This window comes from Dankookia sp. P2, from assembly GCF_050632255.1.
Classification (GTDB): Bacteria; Pseudomonadota; Alphaproteobacteria; order Acetobacterales; family Acetobacteraceae; genus Paracraurococcus.
Genome location: NZ_CP192581.1, coordinates 279,652 through 297,983, shown reverse-complemented (window position 1 = coordinate 297,983; position 18,332 = coordinate 279,652). Strand labels below are relative to the sequence as shown.

The following is an 18,332-nucleotide window of genomic DNA, read 5'->3' as shown; positions in this document are numbered from 1 at the left end:
TCCATCCCGTCCAGCCGCCGGACGCCAACGGCGTCTCCAAGTCGCCGGCGAGCAGTACTGGCTGCTGGAGCAGCGCGTGCTGCACCGCCCCGTGGTCTCGCTCCGCCTGACCAATTGCTACGGCCCGCGCCTGCGCATCCGCGACGCGCGGCAGACCTTCCTCGGCATTTGGATCCGCCAGGTCCTGAAGAACGAGAGCTTCGAGGTCTGGGGCGGCGAGCAGCTGCGCGACATGACCTATGTGGACGACGTGGTGCGCGCCTTCCTGCTGGCCGCCGAGCAGGCGACGAAGCCGGATGTCGCCGGCCGCGTCTTCAACCTTGGTGGCTCACCGCCGGCCTCGCTGATCGAGCTCGCCGACCGGCTGATCGCCGCGAATGGCGGCGCTGGCCACTACACCGTGAAGAGCTTCCCGGCCGACCGCGCGCCAATCGACATCGGCAGCTACCACGCCGACGATCGTGCCTTCCGTGCCGCGACGGGCTGGGAGCCGCTCGTCGGGCTGGACGAGGGGCTGGCCCGCTCGCTCGAATGGTACCGCTCGCGCCTCGCCGACTACACCTGACCCTTGCCCGGACGATATCCATGAACGCCACCACGACCATGATCCCGCAGGCCAATCCGGGCGCCGGCTACCTGGCGCAGAAGGCCGAGATCGACGCCGCCGTGCAGCGCGCGCTGGCCTCTGGCTGGTACATCCTCGGCAAGGAAGGCGAGGCCTTCGAGCAGGAATACGCCGCCTGGCTCGGCACGACCCGTGCGGTCGGCTGCGCCAACGGCACCGACGCGCTGGCGCTGATCCTGCGCGGCCTCGGGATCGGGGAGGGCTCGACGGTCGCCACCGTCTCGCACACCGCGGTCGCGACCGTTGCCGCGATCGAGATGACCGGCGCGACGCCGCTGCTGCTCGACATCGACCCCGACACCTATACCATGGACGCCGAGGAGCTGGCTGCGGTGCTGGGCGACCCGCCGCCGGGCCTGCCGCCGATCCGCGCCGCCATCGCCGTGCACATCTACGGCCAGGCCTGCGAGCTGGACCCGATGCTCGCCGCCTGCGCCGAGCACGGCGTCGCGCTGATCGAGGATTGCGCCCAGGCGCATGGCGCGACACTGCACGGGCGGAAGCTCGGCACGCTCGGCGCCGCCTCGGCCTTCTCGCTCTATCCCACCAGAATCTCGGCGCGCTGGGCGATGGCGGCGTTCTGGCGACCGACGACTTCGAACTCGCCGACCGCATCGCCGCGATCCGGCAATATGGCTGGAAGGAGCGCTACATCTCCTCGCTGGTCGGAGTGAACAGCCGGCTCGACGAGATCCAGGCGGCGATCCTGCGGGTCAAGCTCACCGCGCTCGATGCCGGCAATGCACGGCGCCGGGCGATCGCCGCGGCCTATGACGCGGCGCTGGCTGGCGGCCCGCTGGCGCCGCCGTCGCGGCGGGCGGATGCTGAGCACGTCTTCCACCAGTACGTGCTCCGCAGCCCGCACCGCACGGACTACATGGCGCGGCTGAAGGCGGATGGCGTCGGCACCGGCATCCACTACCCCGTGCCGGTGCACCAGCAATCAGCCTATGAGGGCCGGGTCGCGCTTGGTCCGGCTGCCTGCGCCGAGACCGCGAGGGCGGCGCAGGAGGTCTTCAGCCTGCCGATGTATCCGGAGCTGACGGACGAGCAGGTCGAGCGGATCTGTGCTGCGCTGCGCGGGCTGGCAGGGTAGCGAAGGCGGCGCCGGCCTGTGTCGGCGCCCAGCCCTGCAGGCGGAACGGGCCCGTGGCTGCGGCCCAGGCCAGCGGGGGCAGCTCCTCCGCCGTCTCGTGGAACAGGGTGGCGCCGCGCGGCCGGCGCCGCTCTTCCCGGATCGCCAGCAAGGCCGGCAGGCCGCCGCAGGCCAGCAGGAATACCCCGAGGCTCACCCAGGCCGCGTCGAGACCGTTCATATTCCATCCTTTCCGGGTATCGATGCGGCATCCTGGCCGGGCCTGCCTGAACCCGGCCTGAGCGGGCCGTTCAGCCGGGGTTCAGCTTCGCCGCCGGAAAAGCCGGTCATGCGCCGCCACCTCCTTGCCGCCATCCTGTTCGGCCTGCTCGCCAGCCCCGCCGCCCGGGCCGGGGACGACGACCACGAACGTGCCCGCCGCGCCGTCGAGGCGGGCCGCATCCGCCCCCTGGTGCAGCTGCTGGCGGAGATCGAGCGGCGCTTCGTCGGCCAGGTCGTCGAGACCGAGCTGGACGACGACGATGACGAGCGCTGGACTTACGAGTTCAAGCTGCTGCCGCCCTCCGGCCGGATGTACAAGGTGGAGCTGGATGCCGCGACCGGCGCGGTGATCGGCACCAAGGGTCCGGTTCAGGAACGCCGCTGATGCGCATCCTGGTGGTCGAGGACAGCGCCCCCCTGGCGGCCCAGCTCCGCGACGCGCTGGTCGCCGCGCATTTCGTCGTCGACCACGCCCCGGACGGGGAGGAGGCGCTCTTCCTCGGCGAGACCGAACCCTATGACGCCGTGGTGCTCGATCTCGGCCTGCCGCGGCTGGACGGGCTGACGGTGCTGCGCCGCTGGCGCGCCGCCGGCCGGGACATGCCGGTGCTGATCCTGACGGCCCGCGACAGCTGGACCGAGAAGGTCGCCGGCCTCGATGCCGGGGCCGACGACTATCTCGCCAAGCCCTTCGCCATGGGGGAGCTGCTGGCGCGGCTGCGCGCCCTGGTCCGCCGCGCCCAGGGCCGGGCACAGGCGGTGATCGAGCTCGGGTCGCTGCGCGTCGACCCGGCGGCGGGCAGCGTCACCCTGCGCGGCGCGCCGGTGCGGATGACCGGCCTCGAATTCCGCCTGCTCGCCTATCTTGCTGGCCGGGCAGGCCAGGTGGTTTCGAAGACCGAGCTGACCGAGCATCTCTATGCCCAGGATTTCGACCGCGATTCCAACACGCTGGAAGTCGTGGTCGGGCGTCTCCGGCGGAAGCTCGACCCGGCGCTGATCGAGACGCTGCGCGGCCGGGGCTATCGCCTGGCCGCACCGGGCTGAAGGCGGGATGGCCGGCCGGCTCCTGCAGTCGCTGACCCTGCGGCTGGCACTGTTGACCGCCGCCTGGGTGGCCTGCGGGCTCGGCCTAGCCGGCTGGCTGATCCTCGGTCTGGTGTCGGAGCAGATGCTGCGGACCTTCGATGCGCGGCTGGTCAACCTGCTCGCGGCCGTTGCCGGCGCCGCCAGCCCGGGCGAGGCCGGCAAGCCGCAAGCTCGGCCCGGTGCGGGCGCTCTCGGCCCCGAACTTCGACCAGCCCTTCTCCGGCACCTACTGGCAGATTGCCATCCCCGGCGGCGGCACCGCCACGTCGCGCTCGCTCTGGGATTCGCGGCTGCCGCCGTTCGACCTTCCTGCCGGGGCCGGGCCGCGGGTGAGCGACATCCCCGGCCTGCGCGGCGAGGTGCTGCGCCTGGCCGAGCGGTCGGTGGTGCCGGAGGAGGGCGGGCCGCCGATGCTGGTGCAGGTCGCCGTGGCGCGGGACACGCTGGACCGCGACATCGGCCGGTTGCGCCTGCTGGTCGGCGGCAGCTTCCTGGCGCTCGGCCTCGGACTGGTCGGCGGCGTCGCCGCGCAGGTGGTCTGGGGCCTGGCGCCGCTGCGCCGCGCCCGCCGGGCGCTGGCCGCGCTGCGGGCGGGGGAGGCGACGGGCCTCGGCGCCGCCCGGGCGCCTGCCGAGATCGCCCCGCTGCTCGCCGAGATCGACGCGCTGGTGGCGCAGAACCGGGCGACGGTGGAGCGCGCCCGTGCCCATGTCGGCAATCTTGCGCATGCGCTGAAGACGCCGCTCGCGGTGCAGCGCACCGCGCTGGAGGCAGCACCGGCCGACCTTGGCACCGCCCGGGCCCAGGCCACGGCGATGGAGCATCTGGTGCAACACCATCTCGTCCGCGCCCGCGCCGCCGCCCTGTCCGGCGCCGCGGCCACCGAGGCCGTCCCGCTGGCGGTCGCCGATTCGGTGGCGCGCGCGCTGCGCCGGCTGTTTGCCGGGAAAGGGCTGGAGATCACGGTTGCCGGGGATGCGCGGGCGCGTATGCGGGTGGACCACCAGGACCTGGCAGAGATGCTGGGCAACCTGCTGGAGAATGCCTGCGCCTGGGCGGCACAGGCGGTTCGGGTGACGGTGGCGCGGGAGGGCGCGGCGGTGCTGGCCTGCATCGAGGATGACGGACCGGGGCTGACCGAGGCGGAGCGCGCCGCGGTGCTCGCCCGCGGCGCCCGGCTGGACGAGGCGGCGCCCGGCAGCGGCCTTGGCCTCGCCATCGTCTGCGATCTCGCCGGCCTCTATGGCGGCAGCCTGATGCTGGAGGCGGCCACGCAGGGCGGGCTGCGCGCCTGCCTGCGGCTGCCCGCGGCCTGACGCCACCCCGGATGATGTCGCGCGTTGTCCGGGCAATCCCCGCGCAAGGTCCGCCATGCCCCGCACTCCGCTTGCCCTGTTGTGCCTTCTCGCCCTTGCCGCCTGTGGCGAGGAGGCGACCCAGAGCGTCGCCGAAGGGCAGGGGCCATCGCCCAAGCTGCCGCCGCCGAAATCCAGCCTGATCCCGACCATCAACATCGCCCCGGTGCGCGGCTGGGCCGAAGGCGCCATGCCGAAGCCGGGCGAGGGCTGCGCGTCGCCGCCTTTGCCGAGGGGCTGGATCACCCGCGCCAGCTCATGGTCCTGCCGAACGGCGACGTGCTGGTGGCCGAGACCAATGGCCCCAAGCGACCTGGTGATGGCAAGGGCATCCGCGGCTGGATCCAGGGCCTGCTCCAGGGCCGGGCAGGCGCCAAGACCGAAAGTGCCAACCGGATCACCCTGCTGCGCGACGCCGACAATGACGGCCGCGCCGAAACCCGCGCTGTGCTGCTGGAGGGGCTGAACTCGCCTTACGGCATGGCCCTGGTCGGGGAGACGCTCTACGTCGCCGATACCGACGCCCTGCTGCGCTTCCCCTACAGGCCCGGCGAGACCCGCATCGCGGTGCAGGGCGAAAAGGTCACCGACTTTCCGGGCGGGGCGCTGAACCACCACTGGACCAAGAACGTCATCGCCGCAGCGGATGGCGGCAAGCTCTACGTCGCGGTCGGCTCCAACAGCAACATCGCCGAGAATGGGCTGGAAGCCGAGCATGAGCGCGCCGCGGTCTGGGAGGTCGATGCGAGGACTGGCCGGCATCGCATCTTCGCCTCCGGCACCCGCAACCCGGTGGGCCTGGCCTGGGAGCCGAAAACCCGCGCGCTCTGGGTCGCGGTGAACGAACGCGACGAACTCGGCAGCGACCTCGTCCCCGATTACATGACCGCACTGAAGGATGGCGGCTTCTACGGGTGGCCCTGGAGCTACTACGGCCAGCACGTCGATCCCCGCCCGGCGCCGAACCCTGGTATGGTCGCCAGGGCGATCCCTCCGGACTACGCGCTCGGCCCGCATACCGCCTCGCTGGGATTGGCCTTCGCCCCGGCGGAAGGCGGGCTGCCGGCGCCCTACCGCGAAGGCGCCTTCATCGGCCAGCACGGGTCTTGGAACCGCAGGCCGCCCTCCGGCTACAAGGTGATCTTCGTGTCCTTCGCCGATGGCAGGCCGCAGGGCCCGCCGGTCGATGTGCTCGGCGGCTTCCTAGACGCCGATGGCAAGGCCCAGGGCCGCCCGGTTGGCGTCGCGCCGGATGGCCGCGGCGGGCTCCTGGTCGCCGACGATGTCGGCAACAAGGTCTGGCGGGTGAGCGCCTCGGGCGGCGTCGCCCAGCGATGAGCGACGATCGCTGAGCTGCCTGCCTTGCTAATGCGCAGCCTGCCCCCGCGCGCGGCAACGGGAGCGGCAAGGCGGTCGATCTGCCACCGGTTCGGTCGCCTTGCCGCGAAACTTACCCCTGGCGCCCATACCCTTCGCACATGCAACATGGGGGAATGCCGGACATCAGCCCTGACCCGCTCCAGGAGATCCTCGCGCGCTTGCGGGAGGCGCGTGCCACAGCCGCGCAGGATCCCTTCGGCGACCCCGTCCTGCTCATCGCGCTGGCGATCAGCCGGCGGATGGATGATGGGGTCCTCGACCTGGACGGCTTGGCCGGCATGGTTCAGCAACTTGCGGACTCCGCCGCCGCCGAGCGGGCGAGGCGCCCTGGCCGCCTATGTGGGGCTGGACGGCGGCACGCCCGACCTCGCCGCCCTCGCGGAACGCCTGGTCCGGCCGGACCCCGAGGACAGCCCGATCCCCTTCGCGCGCTACCGCGCGCTGGTCGAGACCTCCCGCTTCGCCGCGGTCTTCACCGCCCATCCGACTTTCTCGCTGCGCTTGGGAAACCAACCAGGCCCTGGCCCGCGCTGCGAGCGGCGCCGACTGGCCCGCCGGCCTGGTGCACCGCCCGACCGCGCCGACCCTCGCCGAGGAATTCCGGCAGGCCGTCGCCGCCATCCAGCGCGGCCGCGACGCGCTCGATGGCTTGGCCGCCGCGCTGCTGACCGCGGCGAAGGGGGTCTGGGGCGACCGCTGGACCGGCCTCGTGCCACGCCCGGTCCTGCTCGCCTCCTGGGTCGGCTACGACACGGACGGGCGCACCGACATCGGCTGGTGGGACACGCTGCGGCTGCGGCTGATCATGAAGCGGCTGCAGCTGGAACGGCTGCAGGCCCAGCTGGCGCCGATCGGCCACTGCGCCGCAGCGCTGGCCGGGCGGGTCGGCGCTGCCCTTGAGGCAGTGGAGGCGCAGATCGGCGCAGTGCCGGAGAAGCCGGAGCCGGAGGCGGTGGAACGCCTCGCCGCCGTCATGCTCGGTCGCCGCGACGCGGCGATGACCACGACCGTGCCGCTGCTTGAGCTCTTCCCCGCGGCCATCGCGGCGGCGCCCGACGATGCGGCGCGGCTGGCGCTCGCCGTCGCCCGTGGCGGCCTTGCGGCGCATGGGCTGGCGCTTGCCCATACCCATGTGCGGCTGAACGCGGCGCAGGTCCACAATGCGGTGCGCCAGCGGCCTCGGCCTGGCGGCTTCGGCCGACGACATGGCGCAGCGCCGGGGCCTGCTGGCCTCGATCAACACGGCGCTGGCCGAGGTCGCGGCGCAGCCGGTCGATTTCGGCGCGCTGATCGCCGAGCAGGCCTCGGCCGCCCGGCTGATGCTGGTCTGCACGCAGATCACCAAGCATGTCGATGGCAGCGCGCCGATCCGCTTCCTGATCGCCGAGACCGAGACCGGCTACACGCTGCTGGCCGCTCTCTGGCTGGCAAAGCGTTTCGGCTGCGACCATGCGGTCGAGCTCTCCCGCTGTTCGAGACGGCGGAGGCGCTCGACCGCGGCGAGCGGGTGCTGGAGGAGGCGCTGCGCAGTCCGCATTACCGCGACTACCTGCGCCAGCATGGCCGCATCTGCCTGCAATTCTGGCTATTCCGACAGCGGCCGCTATGTCGGCCAGCTCGCCGCCAGCTATCTGGCGGAACGCCTGAAGCTTCGCCTCGTCGACCTGCTGCGCCGGCACAAGCTGGATGGCATCGAGGTCGTGCTCTTCGACACCCATGGCGAGAGCGTCGGCCGCGGCGGGCATCCGGACAGCCTGGCCGACCGCATGGCCTATCTCTCGCCGCCCCAGGCCCGCGCCGCGCTCGATCGCGCTGGGCTGAAGCTGCGGGAGGAAATGGCCTTCCAAGGTGGCGACGGCTACCTGCTGTTCGGCACACCCGAACTCGCCGCCGCCACCGTCGCGGGCATCGCCGCGCATGCCTTCGCCCCCGTGGGGCCGGTCGACGACCCGGTCTATGCCGAAGCCGACTATGTCGCCGACTTCTTCGCCACCGTCCGGCGTGAGATGCAGGCGCTGGTCGCTGATCCCGGCTATGCCGCGCTGCTCGGCGCCTTCGGGCCCGGGCTGCTGGACCGCACGGGGTCGCGCCCCGCGGTGCGGCAGTCCGACGGCATGGGCGGGCCGATGCGGATCAGCCATCCCTCGCAGCTGCGCGCTATCCCGAACAACGCCATCCTGCAGCAGCTCGGCTGGATGGCCAACTCGATCCATGGTCTCGGCATCGCCGCCGAGGCCAATCCGGACGCTTTCCAGGACCTCCGTACCCGCTCGCCACGCTTCCGCCGGGCGCTGGCCATGGCGGCGCGGGCCTCGGCCTGCTCGGATATTGGCGTGCTGCGGGCAGTGGTCGATACCCTCGATCCCGGCCCTGGCTGGATCGCGCCGGCTTCACCCGCCGGCCGGGGCGGCGGGAGGCGCTGCTGGGCGTGGCCTATGCGGTAGATCGGCTCGACCTCGACGCACCGACCCGGCGGCTGTTCCGCCGCCTGCAGGCCGACCACCTGTCGCTGCGCCATGCCTGGCCGGACCTGCCGGCGATGCCCGACCGGCTGGTGCTGCTGCCACGCGCTGCGGCTGGCGCTGATCCACCGGATCTGGCTGTTGGCGGTGGAGCTGCCGGATTTCAGCCCGCGCCACGGCGCGACGCGGGAGAGCATGGTGCTGCGCGTGCTGCAGCTGGACGTGGAGCCGGTGCTGACGCTGCTGCAGGAGATCTTCCCCGCCGCCCCCGGCGCCGTTGTCGACCTCGACTTCCACGAGCCGGCGCCGGCACGGGAAGGCCTGAGCTATGCCCGGGAGCATGCGGCGATCTTCCAGCCGATGGCCCGGCTCTTCGGGCTGGTGCGCGGCTGCGGCGCCGCGATCACGCATGAGGTCGGCGCCTTCGGGTAACGTCATGTTCGGCACGCGCGGCGGGAACTCTTGCCCCGCGCGAGAAGAACGCCACAATCCCTCCTGATGAGGGGGCAGTGGCCGGCACGCCGAAGGGGCGGCCGGGCGATACCGGCCCCCATAGGGGAAGGTTTGGATGTCGGCGTTGTTGTTGCGCGCCCTATGCGATGCGGGACCTCACCCTTGCCAACCGCATCGTCGTCTCGCCGATGGCACAGTACTCCGCGACCCCCGAGGGGCATGCGACGCCGTGGCACCTTATGCATGTCGGCAACCTGGCGGTGTCCGGCGCTGGCCTCGTGATCATGGAGGCGACGGCGGTGGAGCCGCGCGGGCGGGTCTCGCCGCGCTGCCTCGGGCTCTGGACCGATGCCCAGGCCGAGGCGCTGCGGCCGGTGGTGGATTCTGTCGCTCGCAGGGGGAAGCGGCGCTCGGCATCCAACTCGCCCATGCCGGCCGCAAGGGCTCGGTCGCCCCGACCCTGGGAGGGTAACGAGACGGTGCCGCCCGAGGCCGGGGGCTGGCGGCCGGTCTCCTCCTGCGAGCTGGCCTATCCGGGCCGGCCGGTGCCGCAGATGTTGTCGCTGGATGAGATGGACGAGATCAAAGCCGGCTACGTCGCCGCGGCCCGGCGGGCGGATGCGCTGGGCTTCGACCTGATCGAGCTGCATGCGGCGCATGGCTACCTGCTGAACTGCTTCCTTTCGCCGCTGGCGAACCGGCGGAACGACGCTTATGGCGGCGACCTGCTGGGGCGGATGCGCTGGCCGCTCGAGATCTTCGCGGCGCTGCGGGGGCCTGGCCGGCGGGCAAGCCGATCGGGGTCCGCATCTCGGCGACCGATTGGGCGGAGGATGGGTGGGACGCGGATGACAGCGTCGCCCTGGCCCGCGCGCTGAAGGCGCAGGGCTGCGACTATGTCACGGCCTCCTCCGGGGGCATCAGCCCGGCCCAGGCGATCCGCGTCGGCCCTGGCTACCAGCTGCCCTATGCCAAGCGGATCCAGCAGGAGGCCGGGATCGCCGCCATGGCGGTAGGGCTGCTGCACGAGCCCGACCTGGCGGAGACGGCGCTGCAGGACGGCGCGGCGGAGCTGATCGCGCTGGGGAGGGGAATGATGTGGGAGCCACGCTGGCCCTGGCATGCCGCCGAGGCGCTGGGTGCCGCCGCTAGCTTCCCGCCGCAATATGCCCGCAGCCACCCGAGCATGCGCTTCGGCGACCCGGGCAAGGCCTTCGCCGGGCCGCGCGCCTAGTTCGGCCTGGCGGCCGCGACCCGACCCGGGATAGTGGACGGGCTGGTCGGGGAGGCGACCGTTTCCACCAGCTCCTTCCCCGCCTCAGGCCCAGGGCGTCCGCGTCGGCGCCACCCGCGCGCCAAGCAGGCAGCCGAGCGCCATGCCCGCCCATTCCTGACCGAGCAGCACCAGGGAGCCGAGCGCCATGGAGCCCAGCATCACCCAGGCGAGGCGCCCCGGGCCGAGCAGGCGGTTCGAGCCAGAAGCCCATGGCGATGCCGGCGGCGATCACGGCGAAGTCGTGGAAGATCATGCCCCGTAGCCTGGGGCGGGAAGGTCGCCGGTCTCTTGCCGTTGCCGCTCGCGCCCGCCGGATCAGCCGGCCAGGGATGCGGTCTGCGGGTCCGCCAGCTCGATCCCGAGGCGCGCGGCGGCGACGGGGCGGGCGGCGGGGTCGAGCAGGTCGGCCAGGGTCATGCCGTCCAGCACGCCGAGAAAAGCCGCCAAGGCTCGGCCGAGCGCGGATTGCAGCCGGCAGGCGCCGGCCAGTACGCAACGTGCCCCGGTCTGGTCGCCGCAAGGGTCGCCGTCGCCGGCGAAGCAGGCGACGAGCGCCAAATCCTCCTCGGTGCTGCGCACCACGTCGCCCAGGCGGATGGCCGCCGGTGGCCGGGCCAGGACCATCCCGCCGCCGCGGCCGCGCCGCGTCTCGACCAGCCCGGCCGCCGCCAGGCGCTGCACCACCTTGTCGAGGTGGTTGGAGGAGATGCGCCAGGCGGCGGCGATCTCCTCGGTTCTGCACGCGCCGGTCCTCCCGCAGGCCGAGATGGATGAGCGTGCGGAAGGCGAGGTCGGTGTGCAGCGTGAGGCGCATGGCTCGTTCCTATACATGGCATGTCGGCAAGCGGGAGGTCCTGATAAGTGGTTTTTATTTTACCACTTAAGGAGCCGCCGCGTGCCCCTCAGCGACACCACCATCGCCGTCGTGAAGGCGACCGTTCCCGCGCTTGAGCAGCATGGCCTCGCCATCACCCGCCGGATGTATGACCGGATGTTCCGCAATCCGGAGATCCGTGACCTCTTCAACCAGTCCCATCACGGCGAGACCGGGTCACAGCCGAAGGCGTTGGCGGCGGCGGTGCTGGCCTATGCGAAGCACATCGACAATCTCGGCGTGCTGTCCGGCGCGGTGGAGCGGATCGCCCAGAAGCATGCCGGCCTGGTGATCCTGCCGGAGCACTACCCGCATGTGGCGGAAGCCCTGCTGGGCGCCATCGGCGACGTGCTGGGGGAGGCCGCGACGCCCGAGATCCTCGAGGCCTGGGGCGAGGCCTATTGGACCCTCGCCGGGATCCTGATCGGCCGGGAGGCGGAGATCTACCGTGACATGGCCCGCGCCCGCGGCGGCTGGCGGGGCTGGCGGCGTTTCGTCGTCGCGGAGCGGACTGCGGAAAGCGCGATCATCACCTCCTTCCAGCTGCGGCCGGCGGATGGCGGGCCGGTGATGCGGCATCGGCCGGGCCAGTATCTGACCTTCCGCCTGCAGATCCCCGGACAGCCGGCGCTCAAGCGGAATACAGCATCTCCCTCCGCGCCCGACGACCGCGGCTACCGGATCAGCGTCAAGCGGGAGGAGCGGGGCGCCGCCTCCACCTGGCTGCACGACCATGCCCCGCCCGGCGCGGTGCTGGAGGTCGCCCCCCCGGCCGGCGAGTTCTTCCTGTCCGAGCGGCCGGAGCGGCCGGTGGTGCTGCTGTCCGGCGGCGTCGGCCTGACCCCGCTGCTGTCGATGCTCGAGACCATCGCGGCGGCGCATCCGGGCCTAGAGACGCATTGGGTGCATGGCGGCGCTGGACGGGCGGGCCCTGGCCTTCGGGCCGCGCGTCGCCGAGCTGGCGGGGAGCTGCCCGGACTCCGGGCGACGACCTTCCTCGAATCGCCGCGGGCCGAGGAGGCCGGGCGGGCCGAGGCGGGGCGGGTCACGCCGGACTGGCTGCGCCGGAACACCCCGGTCGGGGCGGCCGACTATTTCCTCTGCGGCCCGAAGCCCTTCCTGCGCGACCTGGTCGGCGGGCTGGCCGCCGCCGGCGTCCCGGCCGGCCGGATCCATTACGAGTTCTTCGGCCCGGCGGATGAATTGCTGGCCGCCTGACGGCCCGGGAGGCAGGCCGGGCGCCATCCTGTCGCCCGGGCTACCGGCCTGCTACACCCGCGCCACCATGATCGAACACGACCTTTTCGCCGCGCTTCGTGCCCGGACCGTCGCCGCCTTGGCGAGATTGCTGCCTCGACCTGCCGGGCGAGGCCTTCGCCCGCGTGCTGATGGAGCCGCCGCGCGACCCGAGCCATGGCGACATGGCGACCAACGGCGCGCTGGTGGTGGCGAAGCTGGCGAAGCAGGCGCCGCCGAAGCTGGCCGCGGCCCTGGCCGGGAAGCTCGCGGCGCTGCCCGAGGTCGAGAGCGCGGCGCCCGCCGGCCCCGGCTTCGTCAACCTGCGGCTCCGCGAGAGCGTGCTGCGCGCCCAAGCTGCCGGTGATCCTTGCCGAGGGCATCGGCTACGGCAACGGGACCGCCGGCGCGCGGCGGAAGGTCGATGTCGAATACGTCTCGGCCAACCCGACCGGGCCGATGCATGTCGGCCATTGCCGCGGCGCGGTGGTCGGCGACGCGCTGGCCAACCTGCTGGCCAAGGCCGGCTGGGACGTGACCAAGGAATACTACATCAACGACGCCGGGGCGCAGGTCCAGGCGCTGGCGATGGCAGCCTACTGGCGCTACCTGCAGGCGCTGTTGGCGACGCCGGCCGGCGCGGCGCTCGACGCCCCCGCCCTGCGCGCCTTCGCCGCCTCCGACCGTGGCCGCGAGGCCTTCGAGCAGGCATTCGGCGTCGCGCTGCAATACGGCGGCGACTACTTGGTGCCGGTGGGCGAGGCGCTGGTCGCCGAGCACGGTGCGGCGCTAGTCCCGGTCGATGGCGCGGTGCCCGCGGGCGCGGCGCTGGAGGCGATCCGCGACGTCACCGTCGCCCGCATGATGGTCTCGATCCGCGAGGACCTCGCCGCGCTCGGCGTCGAGCAGGACGTCTTCGTCTCCGAGGCCGAACTCGTCCGCGCCGGCAAGCTGGAACAGGCCGAGCAGCTCCTTCACGATCGCGGCCTGATCTATCGTGGCGTGCTGGAGCCGCCCAAGGGCAAGACGCCGGAGGACTGGGAGCCGCGTGAGCAGACTTCTGTTCCGCGCCACTGCGATCCGGCGACGAGGTCGACCGTCCGCTGCGCAAGTCCGACGGCAGCGGCACCTATGTTGCCAACGACATCGCCAACCACCTGCACAAGATCGAACGCGGCTTCGCCGAGCTCGTGCATGTCTGGGGCGCCGACCATGGCGGCTATGTCAAGCGCATGCAGGCGGCGGTTGGCGCATTGTCCTCGGGGACCGTGCCGCTCGACGTCGTGCTGGTGCAGATCGTCTCGGTTCTGGAAGGACGGCCAGCCGCTGCGCATGTCGAAGCGCGCCGGCACCTAGCGTCACGCTGCGCGACCTGATCGAGGAGGTCGGGCGCGACGCGGTGCGCTTCCACCATGCTGACGCGCAAGGCGGATGCGCAGATGGAATTCGACCTCGACAAGGTGGTCGAGCAGTCGCGCGAGAACCCGGTCTTCTACGTGCAGTACGCGCATGCGCGCTGCCGCAGCGTGCTGCGCGCGGCCGGCGACCCGCCGGCGGGCGACCTGGCGCTGGCGCCGCTCGACAGCCTGGTGGACCCGGCGGAGCTGGCGCTCATCCGCCGCCTGACCACTTGGCCGCGCACCGTGGAAGCCGCCGCCCTGGCCCGCGAGCCGCACCGAATCGCGTTCTTTCTCCATGACTTGGCCGGTGACTTTCATGTATTGTGGAACAGGGGCCGAGAGGACACGACGCTGCGCTTCATCCGCGAGGATGAGCCGGAGGCGACGCGGGCTAGGCTGGCGCTGGTCGCCGCCACCGCCACGGTCATCCGCTCGGGGCTTGCGGTGATGGGAGTCACTCCCGTCGAGGAGATGCGGTGAGCGATCTGGCGGTACCCTCCCGGCGCCCGCGCCCGGAGAAGCAGGGGATTTCGGTGCGCATGCTGGCGGTCGCCGGCGGGTTGCTCGGGGCGGTGGCGCTGGCCGGCGCGGTTGCCTGGGGCGTCTCCCGCATGGGGCCGCAGCCGGTGCCGGTGATCGAGGCCGATGGCCGGCCATTAAAGGTGCGGCCGGAGAATCCGGGCGGCATGATCGTCCCCAACCAGGATCAGATCATCCTCGAGCTCCTCCCGGTGCGGCGCGAGGCTGAGCGCCGCAGTGGGAACTCGAAGCTGGACCAGGGGCCGGAGGTGCCGCGCTCGAGCTGCTGCAGCGCCAGGCGGCACCGCCGCCGCCGACCCTTCTGGCCCCGGCGGCGCCGCCGCGCCGGCGCCGGCCGCACCCGTCGCCGCGCCGCCGGCGCCCCCGGTTGCCGCGCCGTTGGCTCCCCGGTCGCCGCGCCGGTCGCCATCCCCATGGCGCCCGCACCCACGGCGCCCGCCGTCCCGCCGCGCCCGGTACCCACCGCCACGGGCCGCGCCACCATCCAGCTTGGCGCGCTGGCGACCGAGGAAGCCGCGCGAGCCGAATGGGACCGGGTGGCCAAGCGGGTGCCGGAACTCGCCGGCTTCCAGCCGCGCGTAACCAAGCTTGAGCGCGAGGGGCTGCCGCCGTTGTTCCGCCTGCGGGCTGGCGGGGTCGCCGATGCGGCCGCGGCTAAGTCGCTTTGCGAGGCGGTGAAGGCCGAGCGGCGGGGCCTGCGTCCCGGTCGGGGGCTAGCGCCATGGCGATGCGGCCGCGCGCTGCCATCGTCGGGATCGCCGGCCCGCGCCTGGCGGCGGAGGAAGTGGCGCTGTTCCGCGCTGCCGCGCCGCTTGGCGCCATCCTCTTCGCCCGTAATGTCGAGGACCCCGACCAGCTGCGGGCTCTGACCGCCGCCAGACTGCGCGAGCTGCTGGGCGCCGAGGCACCGATCCTGGTGGACCAGGAAGGCGGCCGGGTTGCTAGGCTGCGGCCGCCGCACTGGCCGGAATTCGCCCCTGCTGCCGCCTTCACTGGCGGTCCCACCGGCGCGGCGCGGGCCAATGCCACGCTGCTCGGCCTGGCCTGCGCCGAGGCCGGCTTCGACGTGGTATGCGCCCCGGTGCTCGACCTGCGGCTGCCCGGCGCGCACGACATCATCGGTGACCGCAGCTTCGGCGACGACCCGGCCGAGGTCGCGCGGCTCGGCCTCGCGGTCGCCGAAGGGCTGCAGGCGGCGGGCTGCATTCCAGTCATCAAGCACATTCCCGGCCATGGCCGGGCCCTGGTGGACAGCCATCTGGACCTGCCGCGGGTCGCGGTGGGGCTTGATGAATTGGCACTCGACTGCGCGCCCTTCGCGGCGCTGGCCGATGCCGGGGCCTGGGCGATGACGGCGCATATCCTCTATGCCGCGCTCGATGCAGACCGACCGGCGACGCTCTCGCCCCTGGTTATCGAGCAGGTGATCCGCGGCGCCATCGGCTTCGACGGCGTGCTGGTCAGCGACGACCTCTGCATGAAGGCGCTGCGCGGCGAGGCCGGGGCGCTGGCGGCGGCGGCAATCGAAGCCGGCTGCGACCTGGTGCTGCATTGCAACGGCGTGCTCGCGGAGACGGCGGCGGCGCTCGCCGGCTGCCCGGTGCTGTCCGAGGTCGCAGAATCGCGCTTGGTCGAGGCGCGCGCCGCCATGCTGGCACGGCGTCGGCCGATCAACACTGGCAGCCTGGCCGCCGCGCGGGACGCCTGGCTGGCCTCGGCGGCGGCGTGAGCGGGGCGGCCGGCTGGCTGCCGGAACTCCTTGCATCCATCATCGCCTCGGTCCTGGCGATCACACTGCATGAAGCGGCACATGGCTATGCCGCGCTCGCCCTCGGCGACGACACGGCGAAGCGGATGGGGCGGCTGAGCCTGAACCCGCTGAGGCATGTGGACCAGGTTGGCACCATTCTGCTGCCGGGCTTCTTGCTGGTGACACAGCTGCTGACCGTCGGGCGCGTGGAGTTCATGTTCGGCTGGGCCAAGCCGGTGCCGGTCGATGTCATGGCGCTGCGCAATCCGCGGCGGGGCATGATGCTCGTCGCCGCGGCCGGGCCGGCGATGAATTTCCTGCTCGCCTGGATCGCCGGGCTGCTGGTCCACCCGGTCGAAACCTGGGAGGTTTACTGTCGCCCGACTCGCTGGGCATCGCCTATCGCTTCCTTGGCCTCTGCATCCTGGCAAATCTGGTCCTTGGCTTGTTCAACCTGCTGCCCATTCCGCCGCTTGATGGCGGCCGCATCCTCGCCGGGTTGCTGCCCCGGGCGCTGGCGCTGCCCTATATGCGACTGGAGCGCTGGGGCATCCTCATCGTGCTCTTCGTGGTCTTCCTGCCGCCGCGGCTGACGGACGGGCTGGATCCGGTGGGCTGGGCGCTGCGCCATGTAGTGGCCGAGGCCTTCGGGTTGGTGGTGCTGCTGTCCGGCAATGGGGCGGCACCATGAGCGAGGCTTCTCCCACCCTGCACCTGCGGCTGGAGGGGTTTGAAGAGGCCGCTCGACCTGCTGCTCGACCTGGCCCGGGCCCAGAAGGTCGATCTCGGGAAAATCTCCATCATCGCCCTGGTGGACCAGTTCCTGGCCGTGCTGGAACAGGCGCGCCGGGTGCGACTGGAATTGGCGGCCGACTGGCTGGTGATGGCCGCCTGGCTCTCGCCTGGCTGAAGTCCTGCCTCGCTGGTGCCGGAGGACCCGGCGCAAGAGGAGGATGCCGAGGCGCTGGCCGCCGCGCTGACCGACCGGCTGGCCGAGCTGGCGCGAATGCGGCGCCGCCGCCGCCTGGCTCGGCGCCCGGCCACAACTGGGCCGCGAGGTCTTCGGCCGCGGCGTGGCCGAGATCGCTGAAGGTCGAGGATCGCACCGAGATCTCGGCCGAACTGCCGGCGCTGCTGCAGGCCTATGCCGCCGCCCGGCGCCGCGCGCTCGCCCGGCGGCCCTATGTACCGAAGCACCGGAAGCTCTGGACGGTGCAGGAGGCGCTGGCGCGGCTCGGCCGGCTGGTCGGCGCGCTCCCGGACTGGGCCATGCTGCAGCGCTTCCCTGCCGGACGGCCTGACCGACCCGGTGGAACAGCGTGCCGCCCTGGCCAGCACGCTGATCGCGGCGCTCGAGACCGCCCGCGGTGGCGGGATCGAGCTGCGCCAGGAACACAGCTTCGGCCCCATCCTGATCCGCCGCCGCGCAGCGGCCGAGGAACTGCCCGATGCAAGAGCCGCCTGAGCCGGCCGAGCCCTTCGGCCCGGAGGCTTCGGCTTCCCGCAGGCGCCGGACCCCGAGGCCGTGGCCTCCGAGGGCTCGGCGCCCGAGCCCTTCGGCCCGGAGGCCGTGGCGCCGCCGGACGCGGTCGACCCGGCGCTCTTTGCCCATGCGCTGCGGCTGGCGGAGGGCTCTGGTCTTCGCCAGCGACCGCCCAGTCACGCCGCAGCGCCTACAGCAGGCGCTGCCGCCCGGCGTCGATGCGCGCGCCGTACTGACCGCGATCGCCGCACATTGCGCCGACCGGCCAGTGCAGCTGGTGGAGGTCGGCGGCGGCTTCGCATTCCGTACCGCGCCGGAACTCGCCCCCGCGCTGACCCGGGTGGTGGAGGTGCCGCGCCGGCTGCCGCGGGCGGCGATGGAGACGCTGGCCATCATCGCCTACCACCAGCCGGTCACCCGGGCCGAGGTGGAGGAAATCCGTGGTGCGTCGCTGTCGCAGACCACGTTGGAGTCGCTGCTTGAGATGGGGCTGATCGGCCCGCGGGGCCGCAAGGAGGTGCCGGGACGTCCCAGCCTCATGGGGCACCACGCCGAAGTTCCTCGAGCAGTTCGGCCTAAGGGCACTGTCCGACCTGCCGCGGCGGGAGGAGCTGGTGAACGAGCCTGGCAGTGGGCTGCTGGCCCCGGTCGACGCCGCCGCCCCGCCGCAATGAGCCTGCGCCTGACCGGCATCCGCCACGCCTATGGCGGACGCGAGGTAATCCGTGGCGTCGATCTGCATGTCCGGCCGGGCGAGATCCTCTGCCTGCTCGGCCCCTCCGGCGATGGCAAGACCACGCTGCTGCGGCTGGTGGCGGGGCTGGAGCCGCTGCAAGCCGGACGAATTGAGCTGGGCGGGGTGGTGGTCGGCGAGCCTGGGCGGGAAGTGCCGCCGGAGCAGCGCCATGTCGGCTTCGTCTTCCAGGACTATGCGCTCTTCCCGCATCTGACGGTCACCGAGAACGTCGCCTTCGGCCTCAACCGCCTGCCGCGGGGGAACGGAGCTGGGCGGTGACCGAGGCGCTGGCCCGGGTCGGGCTGGAAACCCACGC

The 18,332-nt window shown here is 72.5% G+C and carries 16 protein-coding genes and 3 pseudogenes; 18 read left to right on the top strand and 1 reads right to left on the bottom strand.

The window, feature by feature from the left end:
- Positions 1-76: 76 nt before the first annotated feature.
- From ACQ86J_RS01660 to ACQ86J_RS01620, 9 genes and pseudogenes are all read left to right on the top strand, one after another.
- A complete protein-coding gene (locus ACQ86J_RS01660; protein ID WP_431269765.1) occupies positions 77-565 on the top strand; it encodes an NAD-dependent epimerase/dehydratase family protein in 489 nt (162 codons plus the stop codon).
- A pseudogene (locus tag ACQ86J_RS01655) lies at positions 532-1,721 on the top strand (DegT/DnrJ/EryC1/StrS family aminotransferase). The gene ACQ86J_RS01660 and the pseudogene ACQ86J_RS01655 overlap by 34 nt, the downstream one beginning before the upstream one ends.
- 328 nt (positions 1,722-2,049) lie before the next feature.
- Positions 2,050-2,367, top strand: a complete 318-nt coding sequence (locus tag ACQ86J_RS01650; RefSeq protein ID WP_431269764.1) for a PepSY domain-containing protein — start codon at positions 2,050-2,052, stop codon at positions 2,365-2,367.
- Positions 2,367-3,029, top strand: coding sequence for a response regulator transcription factor (locus ACQ86J_RS01645; RefSeq protein WP_431269763.1), 663 nt, complete (start codon positions 2,367-2,369; stop codon positions 3,027-3,029). Before ACQ86J_RS01650 ends, ACQ86J_RS01645 begins: the two co-directional genes overlap by 1 nt.
- A gap of 221 nt (positions 3,030-3,250) precedes the next feature.
- Entirely contained in the window at positions 3,251-4,387 is a 1,137-nt protein-coding gene (locus ACQ86J_RS01640) for a sensor histidine kinase (RefSeq protein WP_431269762.1), read from the top strand.
- Positions 4,388-4,684: 297 nt separating this feature from the next.
- Positions 4,685-5,764: a PQQ-dependent sugar dehydrogenase gene (locus ACQ86J_RS01635; RefSeq protein WP_431269761.1), complete on the top strand. Its 1,080-nt coding sequence runs from the start codon at positions 4,685-4,687 to the stop codon at positions 5,762-5,764.
- A 155-nt stretch (positions 5,765-5,919) separates the two neighbouring features.
- Positions 5,920-8,700 (top strand): annotated as a pseudogene (locus tag ACQ86J_RS01630) (phosphoenolpyruvate carboxylase).
- 167 nt (positions 8,701-8,867) lie between these two features.
- Entirely contained in the window at positions 8,868-9,599 is a 732-nt protein-coding gene (locus ACQ86J_RS01625) for a hypothetical protein (RefSeq protein WP_431269760.1), read from the top strand.
- Positions 9,518-9,955: a hypothetical protein gene (locus ACQ86J_RS01620; RefSeq protein ID WP_431272701.1), complete on the top strand. Its 438-nt coding sequence runs from the start codon at positions 9,518-9,520 to the stop codon at positions 9,953-9,955. The genes ACQ86J_RS01625 and ACQ86J_RS01620 overlap by 82 nt, the downstream gene beginning before the upstream one ends.
- Positions 9,956-10,312: 357 nt before the next feature.
- Here the strand turns inward: ACQ86J_RS01620 and ACQ86J_RS01615 are convergent, their stop codons facing one another.
- Entirely contained in the window at positions 10,313-10,828 is a 516-nt protein-coding gene (locus ACQ86J_RS01615; RefSeq protein WP_431269759.1) for an RrF2 family transcriptional regulator, read from the bottom strand.
- A 64-nt stretch (positions 10,829-10,892) separates the two neighbouring features.
- Between ACQ86J_RS01615 and hmpA the strand changes: the two genes are divergently transcribed.
- From hmpA to ACQ86J_RS01570, 9 genes and pseudogenes are all read left to right on the top strand, one after another.
- Positions 10,893-12,089: an NO-inducible flavohemoprotein gene (hmpA, locus tag ACQ86J_RS01610; RefSeq protein WP_431269758.1), complete on the top strand. Its 1,197-nt coding sequence runs from the start codon at positions 10,893-10,895 to the stop codon at positions 12,087-12,089.
- A 70-nt stretch (positions 12,090-12,159) separates the two neighbouring features.
- Positions 12,160-13,987: pseudogene (locus ACQ86J_RS01605) on the top strand (arginine--tRNA ligase).
- Positions 13,984-14,916, top strand: coding sequence for an SPOR domain-containing protein (locus ACQ86J_RS01600; protein WP_431269757.1), 933 nt, complete (start codon positions 13,984-13,986; stop codon positions 14,914-14,916). Before ACQ86J_RS01605 ends, ACQ86J_RS01600 begins: the two are co-directional and overlap by 4 nt.
- Positions 14,832-15,776, top strand: coding sequence for a glycoside hydrolase family 3 N-terminal domain-containing protein (locus ACQ86J_RS01595; protein ID WP_431272700.1), 945 nt, complete (start codon positions 14,832-14,834; stop codon positions 15,774-15,776). The genes ACQ86J_RS01600 and ACQ86J_RS01595 overlap by 85 nt, the downstream gene beginning before the upstream one ends.
- A gap of 466 nt (positions 15,777-16,242) precedes the next feature.
- Entirely contained in the window at positions 16,243-16,488 is a 246-nt protein-coding gene (locus ACQ86J_RS01590; protein ID WP_431269756.1) for a hypothetical protein, read from the top strand.
- A gap of 39 nt (positions 16,489-16,527) precedes the next feature.
- On the top strand, positions 16,528-16,707 hold the full coding sequence (locus tag ACQ86J_RS01585; protein WP_431269755.1) for a segregation/condensation protein A: 180 nt from the start codon (positions 16,528-16,530) through the stop codon (positions 16,705-16,707).
- Between the two features lie 15 nt (positions 16,708-16,722).
- A complete protein-coding gene (locus tag ACQ86J_RS01580; RefSeq protein ID WP_431269754.1) occupies positions 16,723-16,887 on the top strand; it encodes a hypothetical protein in 165 nt (54 codons plus the stop codon).
- A 219-nt stretch (positions 16,888-17,106) separates the two neighbouring features.
- Positions 17,107-17,262, top strand: coding sequence for a hypothetical protein (locus ACQ86J_RS01575; RefSeq protein ID WP_431269753.1), 156 nt, complete (start codon positions 17,107-17,109; stop codon positions 17,260-17,262).
- 145 nt (positions 17,263-17,407) lie between these two features.
- Positions 17,408-18,295 (top strand): SMC-Scp complex subunit ScpB, encoded by an 888-nt coding sequence (locus ACQ86J_RS01570; RefSeq protein ID WP_431269752.1) that lies wholly within the window; start codon positions 17,408-17,410, stop codon positions 18,293-18,295.
- Positions 18,296-18,332 lie beyond the last annotated feature (37 nt).

Bases quoted from the DNA above. Each gene is read 5' to 3' on its own strand.
- ACQ86J_RS01635 (WP_431269761.1), top strand. From the start codon at position 4,685: ATGGTCCTGCCGAACGGCGACGTGCTGGTGGCCGAGACCAATGGCCCC.
- ACQ86J_RS01625 (WP_431269760.1), top strand. From the start codon at position 8,868: ATGCGGGACCTCACCCTTGCCAACCGCATCGTCGTCTCGCCGATGGCA.
- ACQ86J_RS01650 (WP_431269764.1), top strand. From the start codon at position 2,050: ATGCGCCGCCACCTCCTTGCCGCCATCCTGTTCGGCCTGCTCGCCAGC.
- ACQ86J_RS01570 (WP_431269752.1), top strand. From the start codon at position 17,408: ATGCGCTGCGGCTGGCGGAGGGCTCTGGTCTTCGCCAGCGACCGCCCA.
- ACQ86J_RS01645 (WP_431269763.1), top strand. From the start codon at position 2,367: ATGCGCATCCTGGTGGTCGAGGACAGCGCCCCCCTGGCGGCCCAGCTC.
- ACQ86J_RS01615 (WP_431269759.1), bottom strand. From the start codon at position 10,828: ATGTATAGGAACGAGCCATGCGCCTCACGCTGCACACCGACCTCGCCT.